11 protein-coding genes are annotated in these 14,333 nt (G+C 61.0%); 9 read left to right on the top strand and 2 right to left on the bottom strand.

Translation table 11 applies throughout. The annotated features are described in order from the left end of the window. Positions 1 to 159: 159 nt before the first annotated feature. The 7 genes from ACGHN1_RS02990 to fumC all read left to right on the top strand — a co-directional run bounded on the left by ACGHN1_RS02990 (position 160) and on the right by fumC (position 11,713). A complete protein-coding gene (locus tag ACGHN1_RS02990; RefSeq protein ID WP_390548193.1) occupies positions 160 to 786 on the top strand; it encodes a DUF421 domain-containing protein in 627 nt (208 codons plus the stop codon). An 850-nt stretch (positions 787 to 1,636) separates the two neighbouring features. Continuing rightward, positions 1,637 to 3,619 (top strand): serine hydrolase domain-containing protein, encoded by a 1,983-nt coding sequence (locus ACGHN1_RS02985; RefSeq protein ID WP_390548191.1) that lies wholly within the window; start codon positions 1,637 to 1,639, stop codon positions 3,617 to 3,619. A gap of 194 nt (positions 3,620 to 3,813) precedes the next feature. After that, positions 3,814 to 5,319 (top strand): class I adenylate-forming enzyme family protein, encoded by a 1,506-nt coding sequence (locus tag ACGHN1_RS02980; protein ID WP_390548189.1) that lies wholly within the window; start codon positions 3,814 to 3,816, stop codon positions 5,317 to 5,319. Next, a complete protein-coding gene (locus tag ACGHN1_RS02975; protein WP_390548187.1) occupies positions 5,316 to 6,092 on the top strand; it encodes a crotonase/enoyl-CoA hydratase family protein in 777 nt (258 codons plus the stop codon). The genes ACGHN1_RS02980 and ACGHN1_RS02975 overlap by 4 nt, the downstream gene beginning before the upstream one ends. Positions 6,093 to 6,995: 903 nt before the next feature. Next, positions 6,996 to 7,694: a thermonuclease family protein gene (locus ACGHN1_RS02970; RefSeq protein ID WP_390548185.1), complete on the top strand. Its 699-nt coding sequence runs from the start codon at positions 6,996 to 6,998 to the stop codon at positions 7,692 to 7,694. A 616-nt stretch (positions 7,695 to 8,310) separates the two neighbouring features. Beyond that, entirely contained in the window at positions 8,311 to 10,281 is a 1,971-nt protein-coding gene (locus ACGHN1_RS02965) for a protein-L-isoaspartate(D-aspartate) O-methyltransferase (RefSeq protein ID WP_390548183.1), read from the top strand. A 37-nt stretch (positions 10,282 to 10,318) separates the two neighbouring features. Further along, positions 10,319 to 11,713 (top strand): class II fumarate hydratase, encoded by a 1,395-nt coding sequence (fumC, locus tag ACGHN1_RS02960; protein WP_390548181.1) that lies wholly within the window; start codon positions 10,319 to 10,321, stop codon positions 11,711 to 11,713. Here fumC and ACGHN1_RS02955 read toward each other — a convergent pair. Beyond that, complete coding sequence (locus ACGHN1_RS02955) at positions 11,707 to 13,035, bottom strand: PQQ-dependent sugar dehydrogenase (RefSeq protein WP_390548179.1); 1,329 nt, start codon at positions 13,033 to 13,035, stop codon at positions 11,707 to 11,709. The genes fumC and ACGHN1_RS02955 overlap by 7 nt on opposite strands. Next, a complete protein-coding gene (locus ACGHN1_RS02950) occupies positions 13,032 to 13,469 on the bottom strand; it encodes a DUF2231 domain-containing protein (RefSeq protein ID WP_390548177.1) in 438 nt (145 codons plus the stop codon). Before ACGHN1_RS02950 ends, ACGHN1_RS02955 begins: the two co-directional genes overlap by 4 nt. Positions 13,470 to 13,612: 143 nt before the next feature. Here ACGHN1_RS02950 and ACGHN1_RS02945 point away from each other — a divergent pair, with 143 nt between their 5' ends. After that, positions 13,613 to 14,116: an NAD-dependent epimerase/dehydratase family protein gene (locus tag ACGHN1_RS02945; RefSeq protein ID WP_390548175.1), complete on the top strand. Its 504-nt coding sequence runs from the start codon at positions 13,613 to 13,615 to the stop codon at positions 14,114 to 14,116. Continuing rightward, a complete protein-coding gene (locus tag ACGHN1_RS02940) occupies positions 14,113 to 14,331 on the top strand; it encodes a hypothetical protein (RefSeq protein WP_390548173.1) in 219 nt (72 codons plus the stop codon). The genes ACGHN1_RS02945 and ACGHN1_RS02940 overlap by 4 nt, the downstream gene beginning before the upstream one ends. The last annotated feature ends 2 nt before the right edge of the window (positions 14,332 to 14,333 follow it).

The raw sequence follows: 14,333 nt of genomic DNA, 5'->3' as shown, positions 1-14,333 counted from the left end.
TTACAATCAGGCAGCATGCGCCCCTATCCGAGTCATCAGTACCCAAACATTTCGCAAAAAAACCTGACTTCGGTTTCTTGTCCTCTCATGATCTGTCATTTTACGGGTTCGGAAAGGCGCTGCCTATATATACACTGCCGAAACCCCGGGAACGCCTTCTTGATAATCATAAAAAAAGAATTTGAAGTTTCGAACGTTCACGCGCCAATGGACAACTCGGGTGTGCATATGAATTTGGAAAACGTAGTGACTATCGACAATATGTGGTCGTCTGTCGAGAGATTAGCGGATGTTGTGTTGTCTGCTGTATTATTCTATATATTGATTGTCGCAATGGTCCGGATAAGTGGTAAGCGAACAACAGGCGAACTCAATAATTTCGATTGGATAATAACCGTGGCTGTCGGTAGCCTGGCGGCGAGTGGCATCCTATTGAGGGATGTCTCAACTCTCGATGCGAGTGCGGCGATCTTGGCACTCGGCGCATTGCAATATCTAACCACTCGCTGGGTTCGACAGAGCGACCTAGCCAGCCGAATTTTCAAGGCAGAACCAACATTGCTCACCCATCGCGGCGAGTTTCTCGAGGATGCTATGGCTCGCACTCGCATATCGCGAGAAGAGATCCTGGGTGCGCTCCGGGCGAACGGCTGCCTCAAACTCGACGATGCCAATTGGGTGGTACTGGAGACAAATGGCCAGCTGAGCGTGATTCCGAAATCCGATAGAACCTATGAGGAGGTCGATACGGTCAGTGATGTACCCGCACCTGACAAGGTTGAATAAAAAGCTTAACGTTGACGCTTTCTCTCCGATTTGGTCAGGCAAAGCCGATCGAAAGCCAAGAGCTTCCTGCCGCCCTCGGCATCAGCCTTCGGCCTCTAATGCCTCCCTATAATTTAGACTGAGCCGATCCGTTTTGAGGACTTGGACTTGGACGCGGCCCGCTCCCGGGGAAGATCAGATGTCGAGCATTTCGCCTCGACCAGGCGATATCCGGCTCGGCGAAGAGCCCGGAGAGCCACATCAGCCAAGTCAATTTCAAGTTGCGTCGGCTTCCGAAGGCGGCCTTCGCCGACAGGTCTACGGTCATTGTGAAAATCAGTGAATGCTTTCGCCATAACCTCTTGCAAACCCATAATTCCGCTCCCTACGGCCCTGAAAAACTCCTGTTTTTGCGGCGGGAAGCATCCCCGGGTTGGCGCTGTTCCTCGTCCGCGGCATATGTTTGACGCAGTCAGTGTACGGATGGTTCCCCGCACAGAATTTAACCCTCGAGACGACGCAGAACGTCGTTCACTTTTCCGATACTGTCTTCCGCTTCTTGATCCGTATTCCAATAGTAACGAGGCCTGCCTTCTGCACAGCGGGAAAACTATGTAATCAGATCTGCTTATTTAGGATTTTCGACGATCTTGGCCGGAGTAGGCACGAATCCGCTTGGCAAGGCTTTCACTAGCCCAAAGGGTCAGCCCAAAGACGGCAAAAACGATTATTGAAAGGACCATGTAGAGCATAGTGCCTCTCCTCGTGATGAGTCTGCGATCCAGCCGGTTGTCCCGGCCGTGTTAATACGTTAACACAGTTGCTCTGTTGGCCTCTACCCTTCGAGGCAGCTTACATTCGGGGATTGCTAATGAGAGCCAGCCGTCTGGGCGTAACAGCCCTTCTTCTCTTAAGCGCCAGCGGCGTGCAGGCGCAGCAAGAAGCGGAGCTTCGGGTAGGAACCCCGGTCTCCGCCAGGCTGGCTACGGATGGCACGCTCCGATATTTACTGGATCTGCCGGCCGGCCACTTCGTTGCTGGCCGCGTGGAACAGGACGGGGTCGATGCAGCCGTTACAATCACGGACCCGTCCGGCACGCAGATGCTCGAAGCGGGTCGTGTTGGGCGCGGCGGCCCAGAGACATTCGCGTTCGCAACAGAAACGGCGGGGCTATACCTAGTCGAAGTAAAGCCGGCAGCGGAAGGCGAGGGGGGCGCCGTACGCGTCCAGCTTACCCGTTCGGAGCCCGTCGCAACGACACCTGCTGGCAAGGTAGACCAGGCAGCATCCCAATTGTATTCGGATACGCCGGGTGCCGTCGTGGGAGTTATCGAGGGCGGTAAGCTGGTATTCGCAAAGGGCTATGGCGCCGCGAACCTGACCTACGGAATCCCGTTCACGCCCGAGACGCCCACTAACATCGGCTCCACTTCGAAGCAGTTTACCGGCTTTGCGATCGCCCTTCTGGCCTCGCGCGGCCAGCTTTCGATGGACGACGATGTGCGTAAGTACATTCCCGAACTCAAGGACTTCGGAAAAACGATAACTCTGCGCAACCTGGTGACCCACACCACCGGCTTCCGCGAGTACTTGAACACGCTTCTCATCGAAGGGCGCCAGGTACTCGAGGGCGACTACATCGCCCCTGGCGAGGTCATTGATGTAATCAATCGCCAGCCGAAGCTGCAGAACGAGCCCGGTGCCGAATTCAATTACAACAACAGCGCATTCTCTTTGGCCACGCTTGTCATCGAACGGGTCACCGGTCGTCCGTTCGCAGATTGGATGCGCGACGAGGTTTTTCTGCCTCTGGGCATGACGAACACCCGGGTACGCACGAACCCGGGGCAGATCATTCCCGGGCGAGCCGCCGGGTACATACCCGCAGAGGACGGTTTCCGCGAAGTTCGGGATCTCCATAGCTCGGCGGGTGCGGGCGGCATCTATACGACGCCGGGCGACGTGGCGAAATGGATGCACAATTTCAAAACCGGAGAGCTCGGCGGGAAGGCGGTCATAGACGAGGTGACGACTTCCTTCGTGCTCAATGACGGCGAAAAGACGGACTATGGTTACGGCCTATATGCCAGCACGTCCCGTGGCCTGCGACGCTGGCAACATGGCGGCAACGACATCGCGCACAGTTCCACCTTCGTGTATTATCCCGACTTGGACGCCGGCTACGTCGTGTTTAGTAACTATCGAGGCGTCCCTGGCGGTATTGCCGGTGTCACCGCGGATGCTTTCTTTGGCCAGCACATGACAGCGCCCGAGGATGAGACTGTAGCCTCTGGAGAGGCATTCGATGTCCCCACGATGACGTTACAGCGCTATGCCGGCAGATACGAGATGCCGACCCTCGCCGGCATGGTGGTAACGCTGGAACTGGACGACGACGCGCTCCTCCTCCAGATTCCGGGTCAGCCGACGCTGCCGCTGCAGCCCATGACCATGACCGACTTCGAAGTAGTCGGCGCGCCGGCGAGCATCACCTTCCTAACGGAGGACGATGGGCCTGCAGAAGAAATCACCTTCACTCAGGGCGGCGCAAAACACTCGGGCAAGCGCATTGCAGAGGAAGTGATTTCGCCAGACCTGGACGACTATGTGGGGCGCTATTTCAGTGAGGAACTGGAAACGTTCTACAATCTGAGCGTGGAGGATGGAGAGCTCGTCATCCGGCATCGCCGGTTCGGCCCGGCTGTTCTGACGCACACCAAGGGGGACACCTTTTCTGGAACGATGCCGGTCAGCCAGATCGTTTTCCGCCGCGATGGGCAAGGCCATGTGGTCGGATTCGACGCCGGCAATGGTCGCGCCCGCGACATCGGGTTCGAGAAGGTTGACACCTAGCGTGGATTGATGAGGCGTTTCGAGGGGCAATTTTCTGACGCTCTAGCGAGGCGCTCGATACTGTCGCCACAAGGTCAGCCTTTGCGAACCTTAGCGCAGAAGCCGTCTGTCAGAAACTGGCCCCGAAGACGAACTACGGATTGATGCCGGGATGCGGTCCGTGCCATCGCTTCTGGGTGATAGGAGAGAGATGGATGGCAGCGCTGACGGTGGACCTCGTTCGGCGAGGCGCGTGTAGATGGGGCGATAGGACAGCAGTCGAATACGGCGACACTTCGCTCAGCTTCACCGAAGTCGACCTGCTGTCGAACCGTTTGGCGCAGGCCATGATTGCCGCAGGGATCGTGCCGCAGGACAGGGTTGCCCTCCTGGTCGAAAACGGGCCGTTCTCCATCCCCCTCGACTTTGCTTGTCTGAAGGCGCGTGCGGTTCGTGTTCCTCTGAACGCGCGGCTTGCAGAAGCAGAACACACCGCGATGCTGGAGCAAGCTCGACCGAAGGCAATTATAGCCAGCGAAGTGCTCCGCGAACGCGCCGAATCCCTGGGGCACACTTTCGGAATGCACGCGCTGATCTTGCCGGAAGCCTTTGACGGCCAGGCGCAGTGGTTTTCGGGAGCCAGTGATACCGATCCCATGCTCGACACTCCGCCCGACGACATTGTGCTGGCGCTGTTTACCTCCGGCACCACCGGAACACTCAAAGCAGCTCAGCACACGCAAGCGAGCTACGCCGCCATCTGTACCAATATTCTGGCCAACCTTTGCTCCCCCGCGCGGGACGATGCGATGCTTCACGCGGCCAGCCTCATCCACGCGAGCGGAACCTTCGTCCTTCCATTCTGGATCAACGGTGGGAGATCGATTGTTCTGCCTGGTTTCGATCCGAGTACGTATTGGGACGAGGCGCGCAGACACGGTGCCACGCACGTCAATCTGGTGCCAACCATGCTGCAGATGCTGCTCGAGAATGGCAGTCACGCACCCGATTGTGTGCGGAGCGTCATCTATGGCGCCAGCCCCATGCCACGGCCGGTGATCACCGCAGCGATCGAGCGGATGGGCCCGATATTCACGCAGTATTACGGACAGACCGAAGCACCGCTCGCTCTCGCCGTGCTGAACGCGGAAGATCATTTGGGAAGCGATGCACCCCTGGGCTCGTGCGGGCAGGTGAGCGTCGATGTCGCAATCAAGCTGGTCGACGAACGCGGCGCGAGCGTGGCGACCGGCGACATCGGCGAAATCGCGGTAGCCGGGCCGATGCTGCATGCCGGATATCTTGGGGCTCCTGATCTTGATCGCGAAACCCGCCTACCGGATGGGTATATGCGTACGCGCGACCTGGGGCGGTTCGATGAGCACGCCTTTCTCCACCTGGTCGATCGAACCAGCGATATGATCGTAAGCGGCGGGTACAATATCTATCCCCGCGAGGTCGAAGATGCGCTCCTGTCTCATCCGAGTGTGATCGAGGCTGCGGTGGTAGGCATCCCCGACGACAAATGGGTCGAGGCCGTATGCGCGTGCATTGTCCTCAGAGAAGAGATTTCCGACGAAGCTCTCAAATCGCATCTGCGTGGACGACTGGCTTCATACAAGGTGCCCAAGCGCTTCGAGCGCACCGACACGCTTCCCAAGAGCCCTGTCGGCAAGATCCTCAGACGCGTTCTACGTGAGCGGTTCGTGGTTGCTTCATGAGCATCCTTGTCGAAAGGGATGGCCCGGTCACGATCGTCACGATCAACCGTCCCGAACGTCGCAATGCTGTCGATCGCGATACAGCCCAGGCGCTGGCTGAAGCCTTCCGCGCGATAGAACGAGATCCTGCGGTGCTGGTGGCGGTGCTGGCAGGTGCAGGCGGAACCTTCTGCTCAGGTGCCAATCTGGTCGCCTTTGCGGAAGGCAGGGGAAACCGGGTCGATCCTGAAGGGGATGGGCCGATGGGCCCAACCCGCATGGCTCTTTCGAAGCCAGTCATTGCGGCAGTGGACGGTCACGCGGTTGCCGGAGGTCTGGAACTCGCTTGCTGGTGCGACCTTCGGGTGATGGAAGAAAACGCTATCTTGGGGGTCTTCTGCCGGCGGTGGGGCGTGCCGCTTATCGATGGGGGAACGGTGCGCCTGCCGCGCATCGTGGGGCGCGGCGTAGCGCTTGATCTCATACTGACAGGACGTCCCGTCGACGCGCAAGAAGCCTTGCGCATCGGTCTGGCTAACCGCGTCGTTCCACCCGGTGGCGCGCGCACAGCGGCCATCGCACTTGCGAAGGAGATCGCTGCCTTTCCGCAGGCGACGATGCTCGTCGATCGCGCGTCCGTCTACCGCGGCGAGGATTTGGACATGGAGACTGCACTGCGGATGGAAACCCGGGACGGAATGGGGACCTTAAGCGAGGGGCGTGTCGGTGCTGCCCGCTTTGCTGACGGCAAAGGGCGAGGCGGTCGGTTCGACGATCACTCCGAGGGATCGTAGATCCAATCCTAATCTTACGTGCGGAAGGGTCGAGCGCGTCCGCATTGCTGACCGCCCAGGCATAAGCGATGGCGCAAGCTGCTCGCTGCTGGTTAGCTATTCAGGGTATCGCCGAACCTCAGTTCAGCGGTCCAGCGGGCGTAGACAGAAGCTCCTCGCTCTTCTTCATGATGGCTATGAAGGTCCGCCTGCCTGCAAGGTCCCCGCGATCCAGAAGTTCGTCTGCACGCATCGCGAGGCGGATCGGTGCATCCTCGCCGTGTCTGGCAACTTAGTGATGCGCGACCGCCCACTGCTCCCACGACGTTACCATCGGAAGAGCTCGACGATGACCCATACCAGGCCAATCACGAGGAAAAGCATCAGCCCTGCAAACTCGATACGGACGACCGCATGCTTACTGTGGGGCTCGTTCCGGTCGTGCATCTCGTTGGAGTAGCAATCGCGGCGATCGGCAAAAAGCATTTTCCTACTCGAAACATTTGCGGAACATAGAGCGCTCCCTCGAATCGGAGTGCTCTAGATGATCATCCTCGACCCTGCCGCCATTGCGGCAATGGCAGCCCTTGTCACGGCCGTCTCGGCCCTCGTCTGGTCCGTGCGGCGCAGGCCGTGAGCAACAAGCGGCTCGACGTTGTCGGCGACTTCATCCGACATGGATATACCCTGCGCGTTGACTGCCGCGGATGTGGCCGGTTGAGGGTGTTCGATCCGATCAGGATCGTGGAACTCTGCCAGCGCAACGGCTGGTCCCGTCAGACTGCATCGGTCGAGCAGCGGTTCGTCTGCGCAAAGTGCGGCTCAAAGGATGTCCGTCTCGGTCCCGGCTTTCAGGAAAAACCTGGCGGACCGTGAAAGGTGCAGGTTATCTTCTCTCAACCCTTGCAGCCTATGATCGGGGGCATGAAGAGATTTGTGTTCTCGATCCTGGCTCTTCTCGCTTCTCCGCAGGTTGCCTCAGCACAGGCCATCGAGGGGACTGCCAGGGTAATCGATGGCGATACGATCGACATGACCGGAATGCGGGTTCGGCTCCTGCATATCGATGCGCCCGAAGCGGCACAGAACTGCAGCCGGGGAGGCGAGCCGTGGGCATGCGGGACGGACGCGACCGCAGCGCTCACCTCGCTTCTGAACAGCCAGACCGTGTCGTGCATCGCCACCAGCCGCGACATGTATGATCGGTACCTAGCCATCTGCCGCACCCGGATCATGGACATTGGCGAGCAGATGGTCGCCCTGGGGCTGGCGGTCGCAGACGACGACGCACCTGAGGAGTACCAGACGGCCGCGCAGCGCGCGAAGGCCATGAAGCTGGGTCTGTGGAACTCCGACTTCCAAATGCCTCGGGAATGGAGAGCGGCCAATCTTCCTGCATACCAGCCCGTGCGGGCTCCACGATCATCAACCAGTACCCGGACCCCGTCCTCGCGCTCCTATCGCAACGAGGCAGGCTGCGCGATCAAGGGCAATCGCAGTCGGCGTGGGGAATGGATCTATCACCTACCCGGCCAGCAATACTACAATCAGACCCGGCCCGAGCAGCTGTTCTGTTCAGAAGCCGAAGCACAGGCAGCAGGATACCGGCGCTCGAAGGTTTGAAACGTTGATTATCCGCTCGGTTTACGCGTTCAACGGATTGCGAACCGTCGGTTCATGTTTGGGCAGTGGCAAAGCCAATCGGGGGTCAATCATTCATAACCGGCGGTATTTAATTACGCCAACCGTAAGCCTGCAAACGCACGTGTCGGTTTTTGAGCCGGAAGCGGAATGTCTGCTCTGATCGATGGCTTTGTCTAAACCGGACAGTCAGCAATCGGCCCAATTGCCGCCAGACCGCTACCAAGGACAGCTGCCGGTCAGCAAAGCGCCCCATTTTCGGCCGTTCGAATGGTCCAAGACGAATCCCGAAAGCTGCCGCTCGATCAGGTAGTGCCGATGGACGTTATGCGCCTTCAAATCTCGCAGATTCAACAGATCGCGGCGGTGCCTTCAAAGCCGCTATTCGTTCACGTGCCTGCATAACACTGTCGCTTCCATGCCGCACTCGACGTAGCAAAAAATTGAATGCCAAATCAGAACCTTGCGAATATGGAACCGCAAGGTTCTGCGCCGATTGAATAATGATGAACGTGGGCGGAATATCCATTGCCGTTTCGGCACCTTCCTGACCTCCCCTGCGAGACCAGATGATTGTTACAAGTTAGGATATCGGCCGATGGGCATAAACGACCAATTCCATGCCCGGCGCAAGCGGATGGTCCGTAAACAGATCGCGGCACGTGGTATTCGCGACGAGGCGATCCTGTCCGCCTTTGCCGAAGTCCCGCGCGAGATCTTCATCGACACCGGGATGGAAGAGTTTGCCTATGAGGATACCGCGCTGCCCATCCTCTCGGGCCAGACGATCAGCCAACCCTATATCGTCGCCTGCATGATGGAGGCGGGGGAAGTCGGGGCGGGCGACCGCGTGCTCGAGGTCGGGGCCGGATCGGGCTATGCCGCCGCCGTCCTCTCCCGCATTGCCGGACAGGTCCATGCGATCGAGCGACACGAGGTGCTTGCGCGGCAGGCGGCGGCGCGGATTGAGCAGATCGGCTACGACAATTGCGAGATCATCGCGGGTGACGGGCTGAAGGGCCTGCCGGAGGAGGCGCCGTTCGATGCAATCCTGGTTGCCGCGCGGTTCGATAGCGTGCCCGAGGCGCTCAAGCGACAGCTGAAGGTCGGCGGGCGGCTGGTCATTCCGGTGGGCGAGGAGGACTTCCAGCAGCTCACCGCGATCACGCGGACCGCCGAGGACGAATGGACCAGCCAGGATATCACTCCGGTGCGCTTCGTTCCGTTGCTCGAAGGCGTGGTGGCGGAGGACGAGTCGCGCTCGGCCAGCGATCATCGCAGCATGCGGACTCTGCCGCTGCCCGAGGCGATCGCGCAGGCCTGCGAGCCGCTCCCCGAAATCGACGACGAGGATTTCGCCGCCGCCTTCGATCGCTATGCGGACAGGCGCGTCGTTTTGCTGGGCGAATGCAGCCACGGTACGGATGAATTTTACGCGGCGCGCGCGGCGATCACGCAGCGGCTTGTCGAACGTCACGGTTTCACCATTGTTGCGGTCGAAGGCGACTGGCCCGATGCTGCCGCCTACCACCGTTTCATCCGTGGAGAGGAGCAAGCCGAGAGCGCGCAGCCGCCCTTCCGGCGCTTCCCGACCTGGATGTGGCGCAACACCGTCATGCCGCCATTCCTGCGCGACTTGCGCGCCATCAATGCCGAGCTGCCCGAGGTCCGGAAAGCCGGGTTTTACGGTCTGGACATTTACAACATGTCGGGATCGATCGAGGCGATCCTGGCCTTTCTCGATGAGAATGATCCGGAGGCAGCGCAGGTCGCGCGCGAGCGTTACGGCTGCCTCCATCCCTGGCAGTCCGAGCCGGCGGTCTATGGCCGGATGGCGCTGCGCGAGGGTTTCGCCGAATGCGAGGAGGCGGTGGTGCGGCAATGTCGCGACCTGCTCGACAAGGCCCTCGATAGCGACAGTTTCTCGGCGGCGATGAATGCGCGGCTGGTCGCCTCGGCGGAGCGCTATTACCGCGTCATGTATTACGGCGGGGCGGAAAGCTGGAATCTGCGCGACAGCCACATGACCAACACGCTGGAACACCTGCTCGAACAGTGCGGGCCCGGCAGCAAGGCGGTGGTATGGGCGCATAACAGCCATATCGGCGATGCGCGCGCCACCGATATGGGCGCGGTGCGCGGCGAGCACAATCTCGGCCAGCTGGCGCGCGAGCGCTGGGGCGAGGATGTCGCGCTGGTCGGTTTCGGTACGCATAGCGGCACCGTCAGCGCAGCGAGCGACTGGGGCGGCGAGCGCGAGGTGAAGGATGTCGTCCCTTCGCGCCGCGACAGTTACGAGCGATTGTGCCACGATAGCGGGGTGGAGCGCTTCCTGCTCGACCTCGCCGCCGATCCCGCGCTGTCGCAGGGGCTCGCCGAACCGCTTCTCGAACGCTTCATCGGCGTCATCTATCGCCCGGAGACCGAGCGCTGGAGCCATTACAGCGAAGCCGTTTTGCCGCGCCAGTTCGACGCCTATTGCTGGTTCGACGAGACCCGCGCGCTCGAACCGCTGGAAGACCATGAGGAGCATGAAGGCGCGGCGGATACCTTTCCCTTCGGCCTGTGAGCCGAACGCGATAAGGGTGCAGCCGAGGATGAAAGCCATGACGCAAACCCGCACAGAAACCGATTCCATGGGCGAAATCCGCGTCCCCGCCGACCGGCTGTGGGGCGCGCAGACGCAGCGATCGACAGAGAATTTCCGCATCGGCGAGGAGCGAATTCCGCGCGAACTGGTCCATGCCTTGGGCCGGGTAAAACGCGCTGCGGCGATCGCCAACCGCAAGCTGGGCGTTCTCGACAAGACGCTGGCCGATGCGATCAAACAGGCCGCCAGCAGGATCGCCGCGGGCGAGCTCGATCGGGAATTCCCGCTTTTGGTCTGGCAGACCGGATCGGGCACGCAGACGAACATGAACGCCAACGAGGTGATCGCCAATCTGGCCAACCGGGCGCTTGGCGGCGAGGTCGGGAGCAAGGATCCGGTCCATCCCAACGACCATGTCAACAAGAGCCAGTCGTCCAACGACACGATACCCACCGCGGTGCATGTCGCGGCAGTCGCGGCGCTGAAAACGTCGCTCGCGCCCTCCCTCGAGGCGATGCTTGCGGAACTGGAGGCGAAGGCGAGCGAATGGAGCGATATCGTCAAGATCGGGCGGACGCATACGCAGGACGCGGTGCCGCTTACACTTGGGCAGGAATTTTCCGGTTACGCCCGCCAGTTGCGCTCCGGAATCGAGCGGATCGAGCAGGTGCTACCCGGTCTCCTCGAACTTGCCCAGGGCGGCACGGCGGTGGGTACCGGTCTTAACGCGCCGGCGGAATTCGGGCGCATGGTGGCCGAGGAACTGGCGGAGGCAACCGGCTGGCCCTTCAGCTGCGCGCCCAACAGGTTCGAGGCGCTGGCGGGTCAGGACGCGCTGGTCTTCGCGCATGGCGCGCTGAACACGCTCGCGGTAAGCCTCTACAAGATCGCCAACGATATCCGCCTGCTCGGTTCGGGGCCGCTCGCCGGGCTGGGAGAACTCTCGCTGCCCGCGAACGAACCCGGCAGTTCGATCATGCCGGGCAAGGTCAACCCTACCCAGGTCGAGGCCCTGACTCAGGTCTGCGCGCAGGTTTTCGGCAACCATGCGACTATCGCTTTCGCGGGTAGCCAAGGGCAGTTCGAGCTGAACGCCTACCGTCCCGTGGTCGCCTACAATTTCCTCCAATCGGTGCGTCTGCTGGCCGATGCCTGCCTCAGTTTCACCGACAATCTCCTCAAGGGACTGGAGCCGCGCCGCGGGAATATCGTCAAGGGTGTCGAGAACTCGCTGATGCTGGTAACCGCGCTCGCGCCCGAAATCGGCTACGACAAGGCAGCCGAGATAGCCAAACGCGCCCACAATGAGGGCACGACGCTACGCGAAGCGGCGCTGGCAAGCGGCTGGGTGAGCGACGCGGATTACGACCGCATGGTGCGGCAGAAGGACATGGTCGGACCCGATCACTGATCGCGATCGGACGCGACCGGCCGTTCCCCCGACACCGAGCGATAGGCCACGCGCCAGACCGTATTCGCGACATCGTCCGCGACATAGAGGACGCTACGTTCGCTGTCCCAGGTCACGCCGACCGGGCGCCCGCGCGCATGGCCGTCGGCGATAAATCCGCTTAGGACGTCCATCGGATCGCCTGCCGGACGACCATTGCGGAACGGCACGAACACGACCTTGTACCCGGCTAGGTCGGAGCGGTTCCAGCTGCCATGCTGGCCGACGAAGGCGCCTTCAGTGAACGGCCCGACTCCGCCCCCGGACGCGAAGTCGAGCCCGAGCGGGGCTGTGTGCGAGCCGAGCGCGTAATCGGGCACGATCGCGCTGCGCACCAGGTCGGGGCGCTGCGGGCGGATGCGCGGATCGACCGTCTGACCCCAATAGCTGTAGGGCCAGCCGTAGAAACCGCCTTCGCGCACGGAAGTAAGGTAGTCCGGCACCAGTTCGGGGCCGAGCTCGTCGCGCTCGTTCACGACTGCCCATAGCTGGTCGGTCCAGGGGTTGAAGGCGAGATCGGTCGGATTGCGGATGCCGGATGCGAAAATGCGGCTTGCGCCCGTTTCCGGATCGATTTCCCAAACCACCGCGCGGTCCTCTTCGACATCCATGCCGCGCTCGCCGACATTGCTGTTCGATCCGATGCCGACATAGAGCCGCGACCCGTCCGGGCTGGCGGTCATCGCCTTGGTCCAGTGGTGGTTGATCTTAGCAGGGAGCTTGGTGACTTCCTCCCCTGATCCGGCGATCGACGTAGCACCCTCCGCATAGGCAAAGCGCACGAGATTGCCCTGGTTGGCGACGTAGAGATCGTTGCCGATCAGCGCGAGGCCGTAAGGTGCATCGAGATTATCGATGAATACGGTCTGCAAATCCGTCCGCCCGTCGCCATCGCTGTCGCGCAGCAGGGTGATGCGATCGCCACCTTCGACCGGGCTCTTGCCGCGCGACTTGATCAGGCCAGCGATCACGTCCTTGGGGCGAAGCTTGGGCGCATTGCCGCCCGATCCTTCCGCCACCAGCAGGTCGCCATTCGGCAAAACAAGCATCTGCCGCGGGATTTTCAGGTTCTCGGCGATGGCGGTGACAGCGAATCCCTCGGGCACGGTGGGAAGGTCGCCTTTCCAGCCCGCCGGCGTGGCGATATTCATCGCCGGGAACATGGCGTCCGCCTGTTCGGGGAGAACGGGGTCCTTGCCATACTGGTCCAGTCCCTCGCTCGACGGACTGCAGGCGGCGACGGCCGCCAGCAAGGCAGGGGCATAATATCGAAGCGTGGTCATACGTTTTTCTCCCGCAGGAAGAAGCGGGAGTGGGCGAGCAGGGCGATGACCAGCGCCAGCACCGTGCATAGCGTCGACAGGACCAGTCCGGGCGTTCCGACCGAATGCCAGCCATCCTTGGCGTGCTGGAATGCATTGACAAGTCCGAGCACGAACATGGTCCCGACGAGGGCGAGGTATAGCAGTCCGCGCCCGCGATGCGCACCGACGCGTCCGAAGGAGAAGCTGAACACCGCCCAGGAGAGCAGGATGCCGGCGAAGAAATCCGCCCCGGCGATCAGCCAGGACGAGAAATTCGACCACTGGATTTCGGCGGTGTTGAAATAGGTAATGTCGCTGAGCAGAGCCGAGGAATAGAGTGCCACGGGGAAGGCGAGAATAACGGCGTGGAGAGGACTGAGAGACGATCCGGCTACCGCGTTTCGATCTCTCATCGTCTATATCTCCTGCCCGATATCGCCGATTTGAAACGCCGCCGGGTGCTCAACGCACATGAGAGGCAACGTTTCCGCCCACGGTCAAGAAACTTAGTGAAGCGATATATGTTGGTTGGTCGAGGCGACCGAGGGGAGCAGGCTTGCCCGGACCGAATACCGACAGGAAACCGCTGGTTCTGGTCACCGGGGCGACGGGCAATATCGGCGGTTCGCTATGCGATGCGCTTGAGCGGGATTACCGCGTAGTCGGGCTAGACAAGAACGAGGAAGAGGGTGAGCGGGACGTCGTTACCTTCGATATCACCGACGAGTTTTCGGCGCGTGACGCGATCGGGCGGATCGCGGAAGACCATGGCCGCGAAGTGGCGGCCGTCGTCCGTCGGGTGGCATTTTTCGACTTTAGTGGTCAGCCGAACGCGCTCTACGAAAAGGTCAATGAACAAGGCACCCGCCACCTGTTGAAGGCGCTCGGGCAGATGAAGGTGGAGCGCTTCGTCTATGCCAGCACCATGCTGGTGCATGAGCCGACCGAACCGGGCGGGCGGATCAACGAAGAAACCCCGTTCGATCCGCGTTGGGAATATCCGGAATCGAAGAAGAAGGTCGAGGACACTATCCGCGCAGAAGCGGCGCGCAGGTGGTGACCGTGCTGGCGATTGCCGCCGCCGAAGTGCCACGCGCGGCGCGATTCCTGATGGTCCCGCTGGGCCTCGCCATAGCGGCGGTGTCATTCCTGTTCGGAGGAGATTCGCTCCATATCGCCGTCAGTCTTGTCGGGGACATCACCATCGCAGTCTTGGCCTTTCCGCGTGGACGCGTCACGCAGAACTACGGCTCGCTCGATGGCGTAGTACGCTGACG

Origin of the sequence: Qipengyuania sp. MTN3-11, from assembly GCF_042851825.1 — a bacterium.
Classification (GTDB): Bacteria; Pseudomonadota; Alphaproteobacteria; order Sphingomonadales; family Sphingomonadaceae; genus Qipengyuania.
Note: the sequence above shows the minus strand (reverse complement) of the source record. Positions and strands in the feature narration are given on the sequence as shown.

Bases quoted from the DNA above. Each gene is read 5' to 3' on its own strand.
- ACGHN1_RS02975 (WP_390548187.1), top strand. From the start codon at position 5,316: ATGAGCATCCTTGTCGAAAGGGATGGCCCGGTCACGATCGTCACGATC.
- ACGHN1_RS02970 (WP_390548185.1), top strand. From the start codon at position 6,996: ATGAAGAGATTTGTGTTCTCGATCCTGGCTCTTCTCGCTTCTCCGCAG.
- ACGHN1_RS02950 (WP_390548177.1), bottom strand. From the start codon at position 13,469: ATGAGAGATCGAAACGCGGTAGCCGGATCGTCTCTCAGTCCTCTCCAC.
- ACGHN1_RS02980 (WP_390548189.1), top strand. From the start codon at position 3,814: ATGGCAGCGCTGACGGTGGACCTCGTTCGGCGAGGCGCGTGTAGATGG.
- ACGHN1_RS02985 (WP_390548191.1), top strand. From the start codon at position 1,637: ATGAGAGCCAGCCGTCTGGGCGTAACAGCCCTTCTTCTCTTAAGCGCC.
- fumC (WP_390548181.1), top strand. From the start codon at position 10,319: ATGACGCAAACCCGCACAGAAACCGATTCCATGGGCGAAATCCGCGTC.
- ACGHN1_RS02965 (WP_390548183.1), top strand. From the start codon at position 8,311: ATGGGCATAAACGACCAATTCCATGCCCGGCGCAAGCGGATGGTCCGT.
- ACGHN1_RS02955 (WP_390548179.1), bottom strand. From the start codon at position 13,035: ATGACCACGCTTCGATATTATGCCCCTGCCTTGCTGGCGGCCGTCGCC.